Origin of the sequence: Ottowia sp. (genome assembly GCF_046348305.1) — a bacterium.
GTDB lineage: Bacteria > Pseudomonadota > Gammaproteobacteria > Burkholderiales > Burkholderiaceae_C > Ottowia.
Genome location: NZ_JAXMEM010000003.1, coordinates 154931 through 170616 on the forward strand (window position 1 = coordinate 154931; position 15686 = coordinate 170616).

The window sequence follows — 15686 nt, forward strand, 5'->3', positions numbered from 1 at the left end:
GCGTGGATCAACCGGAATTCCCATGGACCTCGCCCAGCAGCCCGACGCCGCCATTCTGGCCGTCGTCGAACCCATCATGGACAACCTGATGGACGCCTCGACGGCCATCGACTACGAGCGCCACGTGCGCGACTTCACCGAGCGTGCCCGCAGCGTGCTGCCGGCCAGCATCTTCGAGACCGTGTGCCGGCAGTACCAGGCCGGCAAGGGCCGCTTTGCCGGCCGCACGCTGGTGGGGATCTTTCGCCGCCCCGATTCGGTGGCCGTGGTGTGGCGGCAGGCCTTCACCGTGGCGCCGGGCGAGTTCGTCGCCGAGCTGGTGCTGGTGCAGCAGAACGGCCGCTACCGGGTCGACCACGTGATGGTCTTCTGAGCCGCGTCCGCGCCATGCACCCCACCGCCACTGCCCGCGCGCACGAGGCCATCGTCGAAGGACTGAACTTCGAGCCCATGCTGCACTTTCAGCTTCAGTGCGCCGCGCCGCTGCACGTGGAAATCGCCAGCCGCCGCCGCGCCCCGCTGTACGTGGTGGGACAAGGCGGCGCCCGGTTGCGCTGGGAGGACGCGCCGCCCGTGACGCTGCACGCTGGCGACGTGGCCTTTCTGCCGCGCGCCGGGCGCCATCGCCTGTACAGCGACGAGCGGGCGCCCCTGCAGCGCTTCGAGGACCTGCTGGCCCACGTCCCCCAGCGGCAAGGCCGCACCTTTGGTCTGTCGGTGGCGGCGCCCGCCGATACGGCGCCGCCGCAGCTGTGGAGCGGCAGCTTCTACTGGTGCGCCGACCTGGCGGCGCACCCGGTGTTGGCTGCCCTGCCGCCGGTGCTGGTGCTGCGCCAAGCGCAGGCGCCGGCCTGGCTGCCCAGCATGGGCCAATTGGTGGGCTGGATGGCCGACATCCACGCTGGCGGCAGGGGCGTGGGCCTGAGCTCGACCATGAACGCGCTGATGCAGCACCTGGTGCTGGACTGGCTGCGCGGCGATGCGCCGCCCGTGCCCGCGGGCGCCAGCCGCGCGCCACGCGACGCACGCCTGCTGCCGGCCCTGCATGCCATCCACACCCGCCCCGCCCATCCCTGGACGACGACCGAGCTGGCGCGGCTGTGTCACCTGAGCCGCGTGCCGTTCGCCCAGCGCTTTCAGGCGCAGATGCAGCTGCCGCCGATGCGTTATCTGGCGCGCTGGCGCATCCACCTGGCCGAGCGCCTGTTCAGGGAGCAGCGCCTGACCCTGCAGCAGGCCGCCGACCGGGTGGGTTACTCCACCGGCGCCATCCTCGCGCGGGCCTACAAGCGCGAGCGCGGCGTGGCGCCTTCGGTGGACGGCATGACAGAACAACGGGCTGCGAATTCGAGCTGACCGGCTGTCGCCCGCAGGTGCCGATTTCCCAAGAATTCCCGCTCCAAGCCGACGGCACGCCGCGAAGCGGTGCTGGCGCTTGTCATTGAAGCGCCATCAACCATCAAATCAGTAGCAATCAGGAGTCTTTGAATGAGCTATTCCAAACCACGCGCAGGGATGCGGCGCATCGGGCTGCGCTCGGCCGGCCTGCTGGGGCTGGCGCTCGCCGCGGCGCTGGGCAGCGCACCGGCGCAAGCCGCCATTCCCGCCACCGAGCGACAGGCGCTGCTGGCGCTGTACGACGCCGCCGACGGCCCCAACTGGCGCAACAGCACCGGCAAGTGGACGGGCGCGGTGGGCACCGAGTGCAGCTGGCATGGCGTGACCTGCAGCGGCAGCGCGGGCAACGAGCACGTCACCGGGCTCAAGCTCAACTTCAACAACTTGAAGGGCACCGTGCCCGCCTCGATCACCGACCTGACCGAGCTGAGCACCCTCAACCTGTACCAGAACGAGCTGAGCGGCCCCCTGCCGCCGCTGGACCAATGGAGCCGGCTGGTGACGCTGATCCTGGGCAGCAACAAGTTCAGCGGCCCGATCCCGCCGCTGGCCGGCCTGGCGCAGCTGGAGACCTTCGAGATCCGCGGCGCCCAGCTGACGGGCTCCACGCCGGAGCTCGGCAGCCTCAAGAAGCTCAAGCTCTTCATGGTCGATGGCAACCAGCTCGACGGGCAGATCGGCGCGCTGGCCGGCGCCACGGCGCTGGACACCTTCCGGGTCGACAACAACCGGCTCACCGGCGCCATCCCCGACCTCACCGGCCTCACCAGCCTGCGGGACTTCACGGCCTCCAACAACCGGCTCACGTCGATCACCGCGCTGGCCGGGCTGGCCAACCTCTACACCTTCCAGGCCAACGCCAACCGGCTCAGCGGCCCCATTCCATCGCTCACCGGCCTGGGCAAGCTGTACAGCTTCTACGTCAACGACAACCAACTCAGCGGCCCCATTCCGGATTTGACTGGCCTGTCGAGCCTGGTGTACCTGCACTTGCAAGACAACCAGCTCGGCGGCATCCTTCCACCCTCGCTCAGCGCGTTGCCCAAGCTGCGCTTCCTCCATGTCCAGAACAACCGGCTGGTCGGCGCGCCACCCATGCCGCCCGGCGCCCTGGAGGGGGCGGCGATGTGCCCCAACCCGCTGCGCAACAGCGCGGACGCCGCCATCAACGCCGCCTGGGACCCGATCACCAACAACGGCCGCCAGCCCTGGGCCACCAACTGCACCGGCAGCTGGGACGTGACCCCCGTCGTGCGCGATGCCGCCAGCGGCGAAATCATCATCGACGGCCACACCGGCACCATCTCGCCCGCCAGCGTGCAAATCCTGCCCAAGGGCGGCGGCGCGACCTTTACCCTGAGCCCGGCGGCAGGCTACCGCCTGCCTTCGCAGCTGGACACCAACTGCCCCGGCGTTCGCAGCGGCAACACCTATGCCGTCCAGAACATCCAGGCCAACTGCTCCATCAACGCCGCGTTCGTGCTCGACGTGCCCGGCGCCATCGACGGCGTGTGCGGCAGCGACCACGGCACAAGCCTGCCCAGCGCGCCCGTGAACCTGTGCACCGCGGGTGCGGCCAGCGCCGTAACGGGCACAGGGCCGTGGAACTGGAGTTGCACGGGCACGGGCGGCGGCGCCACGGCGCAGTGCTCGGCGCAGAAAACCGGCTCCAGCTGGGTGGTGACGGCCGTCGTCGACGGCAACGGCGGCGGCAGCGCGGCGCCCGCCACGCAGGACGTGTCCCAGGGCGCGCGTGCCGGCATCACCGCCACGCCGCAGCCCAGCTACATGCTGATCGGCGCCAGCGGCTGCGGCGCCAGCTTCTCCGGCAACGCCGTCACCACCGCGCCGGTCACGGCCGACTGCACCGTCACGCTCAGCTTTGCGCTGGCGCAGGCCACCACCACGCAATTCATCAGCGTGGCCCCAGCCGCGCCGCGCGTGGGCGAGGACGTGGCGGTGCGCGTGGCCGTGGAGGCCGGCGACACGCCGGTCAGCGGCGGCGCGGTCACGGTCAGCGGCGGCGGCGCCTCCTGCACCGCCACGCTGGATGCCGCGGGCGCCGGCCAATGCAGCCTGCGCTTCGGCAGCGCGGGCACGCATCAGCTGACCGCTGCCTATCCGGGCGATCCGGCGCAGCGCTTGCAGCCATCGAGCGCCGTCCGGGACGTGAGCGTCACTGGCTCGCCCGCCGACGTGCAGCCCGTACCCACGCTGGGCGAATGGGCGCTGGCGCTGTTGGTCGCGCTGATGCTGATGGTCGGCCTGCGCGCGCGCCGCGCAGGCTAGGGTGCCGTGTCAATGTCGCCTTCACGCCTGTCGCGCGCCGTCCGCCGGGCCGCTTGGCGGGTGGCCTGCGCCGCCGGCCTGGGCTGCGGCCTGGCCGGCTGCGTGGACCTCGTCGCACGCACGCCGGCGGCCACGCTGCTGACCCCCTTGTCCACTGCCATCGGCATGGGCCTGGGGGCGGACATGGCGCTGCGCACCCTGCATGTGGACACCATCGAGAGCGCGGCCGACATCACGCCCGAGGAGCAGACGCACTTCGAAGCCCTCGACTGCACCGGACTGCACGCGATGGCGGGCCTGTACACGCCTTCGGGCACCGGCCTGCCCGCCGCCGACACCTACGCCATGCGCGCCGTGGGCGCGCGGCAGGCGCTGCTGGCGCGGCTGCAGCAGGCCAGGGCGTGCTGATTCAAGAAGAAAGTGGCTTGCAGCGCCGATCCAACAGCCGCAAGCAGCTATTTATTCGATAGTAAAAGGGACTGTTCATGACCTCCCCTGCATGGGCCGCCACGGCTCAGCGCTTCCTTCATGCCGCCGCGCTGTGCCTGGGACTGGCCAGCACCGCGCACGCCGCCAACTGGCAAAGTGCCGGCTTCATCAGCGGCGGGCGCAGCCAGCACAGCGCCACCCAACTGCCCGATGGCCGGGTGCTGGTGGCGGGTGGGTTCGACGGCACCAACGCCCTGGCCACCACCCGCTTCTTCGACCCCGTCGCCCAGACCTGGACGGACGGCCCCAGCCTGCCCACCACCGCCCGCCGGGGCCACACGGCCACGCTGCTGCGCAATGGCGAATTGCTGATCGCGGGGGGCGCCAACGAAGCAGGCGCCATCGGCACCACCCTGACCTTCGACGTGCAAACGGGCCAGTTCACCGCCGCAGGCAACCTGGTCGGTCCCCGCAGCCACCACACCGCCACGCTGCTGCAGGACGGGCGGGTGTTCGTCATGGGGGGTGACCAGAACGGCTCCGCCCTCAGCGTCGCCACGCTCTACGACCCCACCACGCGCACCTGGAAGCAAAACACCCACACGCTGACCGCCGGGCGCCGCAACCACAGCGCCACCCTGCTGCCCAACGGCCACGTGCTGGTGGCGGGCGGCGAGAACGCCGCGGGCGCATTGGCCGAAGCGTGGATCTGGAACCCCGCCAACGGCCAGTGGACGGCCGGCCCGCCGCTGCCCAGCGGTGCACGCTGGGGCCACACGGCCACGCTGCTGCCGGGGGGCCGCGTGCTCATCGCGGGTGGGCGCGGCGCCGCCGGCACCTACCATGCCCAGGCCGACATCTACGACAGCAGCACCGGCACCTGGGCCGCCAGCGTGCCCCACGCACCGCGCACCCGCCATGCCGCCACGCTGCTGCCCGATGGCCGCGTGCTGCTGACCGGCGGGGACGACGCGGCGGGCTACGTCGCCGCGTCCGCGATCTACAGCCCCGGCAGCGGCTTTGCCGCCTACCCTGCGCTGATCTGGCCGCGCCGCGAGCACAACGCGCTGCTGCTGAACACCGGCACCGTGCTGGTCACCGGTGGCGTGTGGCCCTCGGGCGCGCTGATGTACGTCGAAACCAACCACCCCGCCGAGCCACGCCAGCGCCCCACCGCCACCCTGCCCGAAGACCGCAAGGATCACCAGGCCACGCGGCTGCCCAGCGGCAACGTGCTGGTGACGGGCGGCTTGCTGGCCAGTGCTCCGGGCACCCCCAACGCAGGCGCGCTGCGCTACCGGCCCGAGGTGGGCGCAGGCTCGGCCGTCTGGCTGGCGACCGCTGCCATGATCCAGCCGCGCCAGTCGCACACCCAGACCCTGCTGCCCGGCACGGGCACCCACGGCCGCGTGCTGGTGGCCGGGGGTTTCAGCGGTCCGCAGGGCTGGCAGGACAGCGCCGAAATCTACGACGAGGCCACCAATGCCTGGACCCGCACGCTTCCCATGCTGCACAAGCACAGCGGGCACACCGCCACGCTGCTGGCCGACGGCAGCGTGCTGGTGGCGGGCGGCAGCGACGGCCCGCAGGCCAGCGCGTACACCGAGACCTACGCCCCCGCGGGCAACCAGTGGCAGGCCGCGGGGAGCATGGGCAGTCAGCGCGAGTTCCACACCGCCACGCTGCTGGCCGATGGCCGCGTGCTCGTCGCGGGCGGCTGGGCCGACAGCCCGTCGTCTGGCGCACTTGCCAGCGTGGAGTTCTACGACCCCGCCACTCGCCAGTGGAGCGCAGGCCCGGCCATGGCGCAGCCGCGCTACGGCCACACCGCCCTGCCGTTGCCCGATGGCCGCGTATTGGTGCTGGACCGGGATCTTTCCAACGCCGACATCTTCGACCCTGCCGCCAATGCCTGGAGCCCCGCTGCCCCCTCGCCCAGCCCGCGCGGCGGCTACACCGCCACCGTGCTGCCCGACGGGCGCGTGCTGGTGGCGGGCGGTGGCACCCCCGTCGGCGGGAGCACCGTGCACACCGCCCGCGCCGAGCTGTTCGACCCCGCGCGCAACACCTGGACTCGCACCGCCGATCTGAGCCAGGCCTGCGCCCACCACAGCGCCACGCTGCTCGCCAGCGGCGGGGTGCTGCTCGCGGGCTGTGGCGCCAGCCTGTTCGACGAGCCGGTCTCGCCGGCCAGCCGCCCGCCCGCCATCACCAGCGCGGGCCCCGTGCCGCTGGTGGCCGGTGCCCCGCTGGCGCTCGCCGGCCTGCGCTTTACCGGCGACAGCGAAGGCGGCAGCGGCGGCGCCAACCAATCGGCCAGCAACACCCCCCTGCTCAGCTTGCAGTCGGTGAACGGCGGGCCGGTGCACTGGCTGGCGGCGCAGGTGTCTGACGCCACCTCATTCACCTCGCGCAGTCTCCCGGCGCTGCAGGCTGGCTGGCACCGCGCCACGCTGTACGTCAATGGCATGGCGTCAGGCAGCATGCTGCTCCCCGTCGAGCCGCCCGCCATGGCCGCGCCCGATGCGCCCACCGGCGTGACGACCACGCCCGGCAACGCACAGGTCACCGTGTCGTGGCAAGCCCCCGCGGGCGGCACGCCGCCCACCAGCTACACGGTGACGGCCCAGCCCGGCGGCGCGAGCTGCACCGTGCAGGCGCCCGCCACCAGCTGCACCGTCACGGGCCTGACCAACGGCGTCACCTACACCTTTACCGTGACGGCGCACAACGCCGGCGGCAGCGCGTCGGCCCCGCCCACCGGGGGCGTGGCGCCCGCGCCCGGCGGCAGCGGCGACCCCGGCGGCCTGCAGCCGGTGCCCACGCTGTCGGACTGGAGCCTGCTGCTGCTGGCGGCGTGGATGGCGTTGACGGGCTGGCAGATGTACCGCCGTGCAAGACTATTGAAATAAGAGCATCGTGTGCCCACCAATCAGGCGCTGGAGGCCAAAATGACCATGAATCACTTTCCTCATTCCATGGGCCTGCTGCTGGGCGCGTGCGCGATGGCGCTGCCGCTGGCGGGGCTTTGCGCGCCGCCAGCCCCGTCGGCGCAGATCGAGCGCGGCCGCTACCTCGTCAAGATCGGCGGCTGCAACGATTGCCACACGCCGGGCTACGCCGCTTCGGGCGGCAAGTTGGCCGAACGAGACTGGCTGACCGGCGATGCGCTGGGCTACAGCGGCCCCTGGGGCACCTCATACGCCAGCAACCTGCGCCAGCAGGTGGCGGGGCTGACCGAGCGGCAATGGCTGGCGCGCGCGCGGCAAGGGCCGATGCGTCCGCCCATGCCCGGGCTCAGCCTGCAGGCGATGGCGCCGCAAGACCTGAAGGCCATCTACCGGTACATCCGCTGGCTGGGCCCGCGGGGCGAGCCAGCGCCACCCCCGCTGCCGCCCGGCGTGGCGCCCCAAGGCCCGGTGGTGGTGTTTCCGGCGCCATGACGGCGCATGCACGGGCGCCGGCCCGTCCCTTCGCACTGTTCAACGACCGCGCGCCATCATGAAACTGAACCCGTTCGATGCCCTGGACGTCTTCGAAACCCCCAACGCCCGCGTGACGCCGCTGGCCACGCGCCACCTTGGGTCCGAGCAGGTCAGCGTGATCCACCAGAAGATGGACAGCGGCTGCAGCAACCCGCCCCACAGCCACACCACCGAGGAGGTGATGGTGATGCTGTGCGGGCGCATCCAGGTTACGGCCTTCGACGTCACGCGGGAGCTGGCGACCGGCGATACCTTGATCGTCCCCGCCGGCACCTTGCACAGCCTGCACAACGACAGCGGGGCGGCGGCCGAGTGGCTCATCGTGTCGCCCCTGGGCATGCAGTTCATGGACAAGGATGACAACACCCTGGATCCGCCGTGGGCGCGCTGAGCGCCGCCGACGGTCCATGGGATTCACGCCGCCTGGGCTGGCGTGACGGGCGCCGGCAGCGATGGAAGAAAAGCCGTCAGCGCCGAAACCGCTGCCGCGTGAAGGCCAACGCCACCCACAGCCCCACCACCGCATAGGCTGCCAGCACCGCGGCCCAGCGCCACGGCTGCTCGGGCCACTGGCCCAGCAGCAGCGGGCGCACCAGCTCCACGGCGGCCGTCAGGGGCAGCCAGTCGGTCACCACGCGCGCGGCTTCGGGCAGCTGCTCGCGCGGAAAGAACACGCCCGACAAAAACATCATGGGCGAGAGCACCAGGGTGAAGTAGTAGGTGAAGAAGTCGTAGCCCGGCGCCTTGGCGTTGAACACCAGCGCCATGCTGGCAAAGGTGATGCCCGCGCCCAGCAGGATCGGCACGGCCAGCCACATGCGCGGCGTGCGGCTGATGTCCAGCGCCCAGATCACGCCCAGGATGATGGTGACCGAAAACAGCGCCTTGAAGCCGGCCCACAGCATCTCGGCCAGCACCACGTCGTCCAGTTGCACGGGAGTGTTGAGGATGCCGTCCCAGGTTTTTTGCACATGCATGCGCGAGAAGGCCGAGTACAGCGCCTCGAAGCTGGCCGCGTTCATGGCGCTCATGCACACCGAGCCGCTGGCCAGATACAGGATGTAGGGCACTTGCTGGCCGTGCGTGGGCACGGCGCCGATCATGCTGCCCAGGCCGTAGCCGAAGGCCACCAGCCAGATCAGCGGCTCGCCGATGTTGGCCAGCAGGCTGGGAATGGCCAGCTTGCGCCACACCAGCCAGTTGCGCGCGAATACCGGCCACCAGCGCAGCGAGGGGCGGGGCGGGGCCCAGAGGGAGAGGTCGTTCATGTCATTGATCCGCGACGTAACCGGCCACGCGCATTGGAGGCGACGCGGGTATCCATGTGAGGCCGGCCGATCGCCCTCGCCCCTTTGGGGAGAGGGAGGGGTGAGGGGCCGCGGCGCTGCATGATCGCCGTGCGTTGAGATGGGCCTGCGCCCTCACCCCAACCCTCTCCCAGAGGGAGAGGGAGCAAACACCGGGGCGCGGCGGGACTGGGTGTGGCTTCACGTCATCCATCCTCCCGGATTTGCCGGCCGGTCAGTTTCAAGAACAGGTCCTCCAGATTGGCCGGCCGGTGCAGCGTGCGCAGGCCGGGGTGGGCTTCCAGCGCCTGCAGCAGGGCGCGCGCCTGGCGGGTGTAGAAGAACACCGTCTCGCCGCTGGTCTCCACGCGTTCGGCGTGCGCGGCCAGGGGGGACGTGGCCAGCGCCAGCGCGCCATTGCCGTACACCTCGACCACCTCGGGCTCCAGGTGCTCGGCGATCAAGGCGCGCGGCGCGCCCTCGGCGATCTTGCGGCCGTGGTCGATCACCAGCAGGCGCTGGCACAGGCGCTCGGCCTCGTCCATGAAGTGCGTCGTCAGCAAGATGGACTTGCCCTGCGCCAGCAGCATGTGCAGGCGCTCCCACATCAGGTGGCGCGCCTGTGGGTCCAGGCCCGTGGTCGGCTCGTCCAGCAGCAGCAGGTCGGGGTTGTTGATGAGCGCGCGCGCCAGCGACAGGCGCCGGCGCATGCCGCCCGACAGCTCGCTGGGGCGCGCCTTGGCCTTGTGCGCCAGCGCGGCAAATTCCAGCAACTGCGGCACGCGCTCGGCCAGCGCGGCGCGGCCCAGGCCGAAGTAGCGGCCGAAGACAAACAGGTTCTCGGCGCAGTTGAAGTCCGGGTCCAGCGAGTCGAACTGCGACACCACGCCCAGGCGCTGCTTGATGGCCAGCGCGTCGCGCGGCATGGCCAGGGCCGAGCCGTCTTCGCGCGCGAAGTAGTGGATCTGCCCCGCCTCGGGAGCGGTCAGGCCCAGCGCCAGGCGGATGGTGGTGGTCTTGCCCGCGCCGTTGGGGCCGATCACGCCCAGGCATTCGCCCGGCGCGATCGCGAGCGATACCCCATCGACCACGCGCGTGCCGCCATAGCTCTTGACGAGCTCGCGGATGTCCAGCAGCGGCAGGGCAGGCGTCATGGGCGGTCATTGTGCCCGCGAGGCCGGCTGGCTGCGCGGGCGGCCGCCGCGCGCCTACACTGGCGCTTTCTGCGACAGGAACGATCATGAGCGACTTTGTCTTTGCCCCCCCGGCGCAGGCCAGCGTGGCCGTGCGCGACAGCCGCCAGCGCTATGCCGTGGGCCGCATCTTCTGCGTGGGCCGCAACTACGCCGCGCACGCGCGCGAGATGGGCGGCAACCCCGAGCGCGAGCCGCCGTTCTTCTTCAACAAGGCGCCAGCGCACCTGGTGGCCAGCGGCGCCACCGTGCCCTATCCGCCCGGCACGCGCGACTACCACCACGAGATGGAGCTGGTGGTGGCCATCGGACAAGCCGCGTTTCGCGTTGCGCCCGAGCAGGCCGGGGCCTGCGTGTGGGGCTACGCCTGCGGGCTGGACATGACGCGGCGCGACCTGCAGGGCGAGGCCAAGAAAGCCGGGCGGCCGTGGAGCTTCGGCAAGGACTTCGAGAACGCCGCCGTCATCGGCGAGCTGGTGCCGGCATCCGAGGTGGGGGCCCTGACCCGCGGTCGCATCGAGCTGGCCGTCAACGGCCAGACGCGCCAGCAGGGCGATCTATCCGACCTGATCTGGAGCGTGCCCGAGGTGATTGCCAACCTGTCGCAGTACTACCACCTGCAACCGGGCGATCTGATCTACACCGGCACGCCCGAGGGCGTGGGCGCGGTGCAGCCGGGCGACGTGCTGGCCGGCCACATCGACGGCGTGGGCGAGATTCAACTGGCCATCGGCCAGCCCGAATAAGTGGCGCTGCCCGAGCGCTGGGCCGTCGCGGCCCAATACGCCCTGCCCAAGCAGGCCGTGACGCGCCTGGCCGGCGCCTTTGCAAACGCCCGGCTCGGCGGCCTGACGCACGCCGTCATCCGCCGTTTTGTGGCGCGTTATGGCGTGAACATGAGCGAGGCCGCCGAGCCGCGCATCGAGGCCTACGCCAGCTTCAACGACTTCTTCACCCGCGCGCTGCGCGCCGATGCCCGCCCGCTGGCAGAGGCCGACTATCTGTGCCCGGTCGATGGCGCCATCAGCCAGTTCGGCGCCATCGAGCGCGACCAGATCTTTCAGGCCAAGGGCCACGCCTACAGCACGCGCGCGCTGCTGGGGGGCGACGCGGCGCTGGCGGCCGAGTTCGAGCACGGCCAGTTCGCCACCCTGTACCTGAGCCCGCGCGACTACCACCGCATCCACATGCCCTGCGCGGGCCGCTTGCAGCGCATGGTGCATGTGCCGGGCGAGCTGTTTTCCGTGAACCCGGTCACCGCGCGCGGCGTGCCGGGGCTGTTTGCGCGCAACGAGCGCGTGGTGTGCCTGTTCGACACCGTGCGCGGCCCGATGGCGCTGGTGCTGGTGGGCGCCACCATCGTCGGCAGCATGGCCACGGTGTGGCACGGCGTGGTCAACCCGCCCAGGCCGGGCGTCATCCGGCGCTTCGACTACGCGGCCCCACCCGTCGAGCTGCTGCGCGGTGACGAGATGGGGCGCTTTCTGCTGGGCTCCACCGTGGTGCTGCTGTGGCCGCGCGGCACGCTCCGATTCAACCCGGACTGGGCGCCGGCGGGCGCCGTCCGCATGGGCCAGGCAATGGGGCGCGCGCTCGGCTGACCGGCCACACGGCGCGGCGCGGCCGGACCTGTATTTTGCAAAGCAAACACTTTGCAAAAATAGCGGGCGCTGCTATGCTGCGGGCATGGCTTCCACTTCGCCTGCATCGCCTGCTGCGCCACCGGCGCGGCGCGGCCGCCCGCGCAAGAGCGCCGAAGAGCGCGACGAGAACCAGCGCCGCGCCGACCTGGTGCGCGAGGCCGCGCGTCTGTTTCGCCAGCAGGGCTTTGACGGCACCAGCACGCGCGACATCGCGGCCGCGGCGGGCATGCAAAGCGGCTCGCCGTTCTATTATTTCGAGAGCAAAAGCGCGCTGCTGGCCGCCGTGATGCAGGGCGGCATGGCCGACGCCGCCACCCGCCAGGCGCAGGCCCTGCAAGCGCTGGACGACAACGCGCCGCCGCGCGAGCAGTTGCGCGCGCTGATCCGCCAGCACCTGCAGGTGTGCCTGGGCAAGGGCAGCGACTTCATCCCGGTGATGCTGTACGAGTGGCGCGTGCTGACGCCCGCGCAGCGCGGTGCCATCGCCCGCCAGAAAGACGCGTACGAGGCCACCTGGATGCCGGTGCTCGAGGCCTTGCATCAGGCGGGGCAATTGCAGGCCGACCCGCAGGTGGCGCGGCTGTTCATTTTTGGCGCGCTGAACTGGACCGTGCAGTGGTTCAAGCCCAAGGGGGCGCTGTCGCTGGATGACCTGGCCACGCAGGCCATGCAGCTGTTCGTCGGCGCTTCGCCCAAGCGCCCGGCGGGTGCCGCGCGCCGCCGACCGACCACCCCCCATTCGTGAACACCGTCAGGACTCGCCCATGAACGCATTCGTTTCAAGCTGGAACGCGGCCAGCGAAGCCGCGCAGCAGCGCCGCAGCCACATGCTGGCGCGCATCGAGCGCCTGCGCGCGCTGGAGGGCCGCGCGGCCCACGCGTCGGCCCAATCGGCGGCGCGCTTTGCCAAGCGTCATCAGTTGCTGCCGCGCGAGCGTGTGGCGCTGCTGCTGGATGCGGGCAGCGCCTGGCTGCCGCTGTGCTCGCTGGCCGGCTTTTTGCATGACGAGCCCGATGCGGAAAAGTCCGTGCCCGGCGGCGGCATGATTGCCGGCATCGGCTTTGTTGCCGGCACGCGCTGCATGGTGGTGGCGTCGGACTCGGGCATCGAGGCCGGCGCCATTCAGCCGGTGGGGCTGGAGAAAATGCTGCGCGTGCAGGAGATTGCGTTGCGCGAGCGCCTGCCCTTCATCCACCTGGTCGAAAGCGCGGGCGCCAACCTGATGCGCTACCGGGTTGAATACTTCATCCACGGCGGCGCGCTGTTTCGCAACCTGTCGCGGCTCTCAAGCGCGGGCATTCCGGTCATCACCGTCCAGCACGGCTCGGGCACGGCGGGCGGCGCCTACATGCCGGGCTTGTCGGACATCGTGATCATGGTCGAGGGCCGCTCGCGCGCCTTCCTGGCCGGCCCGCCGCTGCTCAAGGCCGCCACCGGCGAGATCGCCACCGAAGAAGAACTGGGCGGCGCGCTGATGCACACCACGGTGTCGGGTCTGGGCGAATACCTGGCGCAGGACGACCGCGAGGCCCTGGGCATCGCGCGCAAGGTGGTGGCGCAGCTTGATTGGTCAAATCGTGCTCCGGCGCCTGCCAATCAAGCGCAAGCAGCTATCAAATCAGGAATATCGTCACCACCCTGGCCGGCCGACGATCTGCTCACGCTGATCCCCGCGCACCACCGCGAGCCGGTGGACATGCGCGAGGTGGCGGTGCGGCTGGTCGATGGCGGCGAGCTGCTGCAGTTCAAGTCCGGCTACGGCATGGCCACGGTCTGCGCGCAGGGCCACATCAACGGCCATGCGGTCGGCATCATCACCAACAACGGGCCGATCGACATTGCCGGCGCCAACAAGGCCACGCATTTCATTCAGTGGATGTGCCAGCTTGGCCACCCCATCGTCTATCTGCAGAACACCACCGGCTACATGGTCGGCAAGGACGTGGAGCAGGGCGGCATGATCAAGCACGGCAGCAAGATGATCCAGGCCGTCACCAACGCCACCGTGCCGCAGATCACCATCCAATGCGGGGCCAGCTTTGGCGCCGGCAACTACGGCATGTGCGGGCGCGGGTTTGCGCCGCGCTTCCTGTTCACCTGGCCCAGCGCCGTGACGGCGGTGATGGGCGGCGAGCAGGCCGCCGGCACCATGCGCATCGTCACCGAGGCGGCGCTGGCGCGCAAAGGTGTGGAGCCGGACGCGGCCAAGATGCAAAAGCAGTTCGACGCCGTGGTTGCGATGTTCGAGCGCCAGCAAGACCCTTTTGTCACCAGCGGCATGCTGCTGGACGACGGCGTGATCGACCCGCGCGACACGCGCGCCGTGCTGGCGTTTTGCCTGGACACGCTGGCCGAAGGCGCGGCGCGCGCGGTGCGACCGATGCAGTTTGGTGTGGCGCGGATGTGAATTCCAGGCCGTTGAAAAGCCGGACGCAGAGGACGCAAAAATTACGCAGAGGACGCAAAAAATCCAAAAAAATTGTGATCCAAGCCCAAGGATAAAACGAAAAACTTTGAATATTTTTGCGTCTTTTGCGAATCCTTTGCGTCCTCTGCGTCCGGTATTCGTTTTGAGTATTGAGGAGACCAAACATGCAACTCACCCACGATCACGAACAAATCCGCGACACGCTCAAGCGCTACATCGACGAGCACATCAACCCGCATGTGGACGAGTGGGAAGCCGCCGAGATCTTCCCCGCGCACCAGGTGTTCAAGGGCCTGGGCGATCTGGGCCTGCTGGGCCTGACCAAGCCGGTCGAATACGGCGGCATGGGGCTGGACTATTCGTACAGCATGGTGATGGCCGAGACGCTGGGCCTGATCAAGTGCGGAGGCGTGCCCATGGCCATTGGCGTGCAGACGGACATGTGCACGCCGGCGCTGGCGCGCTTTGGCAGCGATGAGCTGAAGCGCCAGTTTCTGGCCCCCGCTATTGCGGGTGACATGGTGGGATGCATTGGCGTCTCTGAGCCGGGGGCGGGCAGCGACGTGGCGGGGATCAAGAGCACGGCGCGCAAGGATGGCGACGACTACGTCATCAACGGCCAGAAGATGTGGATCACCAACAGCCTGCAGGCCGACTGGATGTGCATGCTGGTCAACACCGAAGGCAGCAACCCGCACAAGAACAAGAGCCTGATCATGGTGCCGATGCGCGAGGCGCCGGGCGGCAAGCTGACCAAGGGCATCTCGGTGGCGCAGAAGATCCGCAAGATCGGCATGGACAGCAGCGACACCGGCCTGATCTATTTCGACGAGGTGCGCGTGCCGCGGCGCAACCTGATCGGGCAGGAGGGGCAGGGCTTCATCTATCAGATGCAGCAGTTTCAGGAAGAGCGCCTGTGGGCGGGCGCCAATGCCCTCAGCGCGCTGGACGAGTGCATCCGCGAGACGATCGAGTGGGCGCGCGAGCGCAAGATGTTCGGCGCCACGCTGCTCGATCAGCAATACGTGCAGTTCAAGCTGGTCGAGCTGCAGACCGAGGTGGAAGCGCTGCGCGCGCTGACCTGGCGCGCCGGCGAGCGCTACATCGCTGGCGACGACGTGCTGCAGTGGGCCAGCATGGTCAAGCTGAAAGCCGGGCGTCTGATGCGCCAGGTGAGCGACACCTGTCTGCAGTTCTGGGGCGGCATGGGCTTCACGCTGGACAACCGCGTATCGCGCCTGTACCGCGACGGCCGCTTGGCGTCGATCGGCGGCGGCGCGGACGAGGTGATGATGGGGATCATTGCCAAGACCATGGGGATGGTGAAACGCCATGTGGGTTGACGTGAAATCTTTCTCCTTCCCCCGCTGGGGGAAGGCAAGGATGGGGGCTTGCGGCGTGCCCACGTTCACCACCGCCGGCCCCCACCCCAACCCTCCCCCAAAGGGGGAGGGAGACTCACTGCTTGGAGGCGGTCGATGAAAAAAATCCTGATCGCCAACCGCGGCGGTCATGCCGCAGGCATGGCGAAGCA

Annotated in this window: 14 protein-coding genes; 12 read left to right on the top strand and 2 right to left on the bottom strand. The window is 70.0% G+C overall.

Annotated features, from left to right (window positions below; all coding sequences use genetic code 11):
• The first annotated feature begins 22 nt into the window (after positions 1–22).
• From U1F38_RS00865 to U1F38_RS00895, 7 genes are all read left to right on the top strand, one after another.
• Positions 23–373 carry a hypothetical protein gene (locus tag U1F38_RS00865; RefSeq protein WP_409985164.1) on the top strand — a complete coding sequence of 117 codons (351 nt, stop codon included), beginning with the start codon at positions 23–25 and terminating at the stop codon, positions 371–373.
• A 14-nt stretch (positions 374–387) separates the two neighbouring features.
• Positions 388–1356, top strand: a complete 969-nt coding sequence (locus U1F38_RS00870) for a cupin domain-containing protein (protein WP_409985165.1) — start codon at positions 388–390, stop codon at positions 1354–1356.
• A 132-nt stretch (positions 1357–1488) separates the two neighbouring features.
• The gene (locus U1F38_RS00875; RefSeq protein ID WP_409985166.1) at positions 1489–3687 is read left to right on the top strand and encodes an IPTL-CTERM sorting domain-containing protein; all 2199 of its coding nucleotides are present in this window, start codon (positions 1489–1491) and stop codon (positions 3685–3687) included.
• A gap of 12 nt (positions 3688–3699) precedes the next feature.
• Entirely contained in the window at positions 3700–4095 is a 396-nt protein-coding gene (locus U1F38_RS00880) for a hypothetical protein (protein WP_409985167.1), read from the top strand.
• 77 nt (positions 4096–4172) lie between these two features.
• Positions 4173–7028, top strand: coding sequence for an IPTL-CTERM sorting domain-containing protein (locus tag U1F38_RS00885; RefSeq protein WP_409985168.1), 2856 nt, complete (start codon positions 4173–4175; stop codon positions 7026–7028).
• A gap of 39 nt (positions 7029–7067) precedes the next feature.
• Positions 7068–7559 carry a c-type cytochrome gene (locus U1F38_RS00890; protein ID WP_409985169.1) on the top strand — a complete coding sequence of 164 codons (492 nt, stop codon included), beginning with the start codon at positions 7068–7070 and terminating at the stop codon, positions 7557–7559.
• A 58-nt stretch (positions 7560–7617) separates the two neighbouring features.
• Complete coding sequence (locus tag U1F38_RS00895; protein ID WP_409985170.1) at positions 7618–7992, top strand: cupin domain-containing protein; 375 nt, start codon at positions 7618–7620, stop codon at positions 7990–7992.
• Between the two features lie 76 nt (positions 7993–8068).
• Here U1F38_RS00895 and U1F38_RS00900 read toward each other — a convergent pair whose 3' ends face one another.
• Together U1F38_RS00900 and U1F38_RS00905 are read right to left on the bottom strand one after the other, a co-directional pair.
• A complete protein-coding gene (locus tag U1F38_RS00900; RefSeq protein WP_409985171.1) occupies positions 8069–8869 on the bottom strand; it encodes an ABC transporter permease in 801 nt (266 codons plus the stop codon).
• A 224-nt stretch (positions 8870–9093) separates the two neighbouring features.
• Positions 9094–10041 carry an ATP-binding cassette domain-containing protein gene (locus U1F38_RS00905; protein ID WP_409985172.1) on the bottom strand — a complete coding sequence of 316 codons (948 nt, stop codon included), beginning with the start codon at positions 10039–10041 and terminating at the stop codon, positions 9094–9096.
• Positions 10042–10127: 86 nt separating this feature from the next.
• Here U1F38_RS00905 and U1F38_RS00910 point away from each other — a divergent pair, with 86 nt between their 5' ends.
• The 5 genes from U1F38_RS00910 to U1F38_RS00930 all read left to right on the top strand — a co-directional run bounded on the left by U1F38_RS00910 (position 10128) and on the right by U1F38_RS00930 (position 15495).
• The gene (locus U1F38_RS00910; protein WP_409985173.1) at positions 10128–10826 is read left to right on the top strand and encodes a fumarylacetoacetate hydrolase family protein; all 699 of its coding nucleotides are present in this window, start codon (positions 10128–10130) and stop codon (positions 10824–10826) included.
• Between the two features lie 6 nt (positions 10827–10832).
• Positions 10833–11681, top strand: coding sequence for an archaetidylserine decarboxylase (gene asd / locus U1F38_RS00915; protein ID WP_409985777.1), 849 nt, complete (start codon positions 10833–10835; stop codon positions 11679–11681).
• Positions 11682–11766: 85 nt separating this feature from the next.
• A complete protein-coding gene (locus U1F38_RS00920; RefSeq protein WP_409985174.1) occupies positions 11767–12468 on the top strand; it encodes a TetR/AcrR family transcriptional regulator in 702 nt (233 codons plus the stop codon).
• 19 nt (positions 12469–12487) lie between these two features.
• Positions 12488–14131, top strand: coding sequence for an acyl-CoA carboxylase subunit beta (locus tag U1F38_RS00925; protein WP_409985175.1), 1644 nt, complete (start codon positions 12488–12490; stop codon positions 14129–14131).
• Positions 14132–14316: 185 nt separating this feature from the next.
• Positions 14317–15495 carry an acyl-CoA dehydrogenase family protein gene (locus U1F38_RS00930; protein WP_409985176.1) on the top strand — a complete coding sequence of 393 codons (1179 nt, stop codon included), beginning with the start codon at positions 14317–14319 and terminating at the stop codon, positions 15493–15495.
• Positions 15496–15686 lie beyond the last annotated feature (191 nt).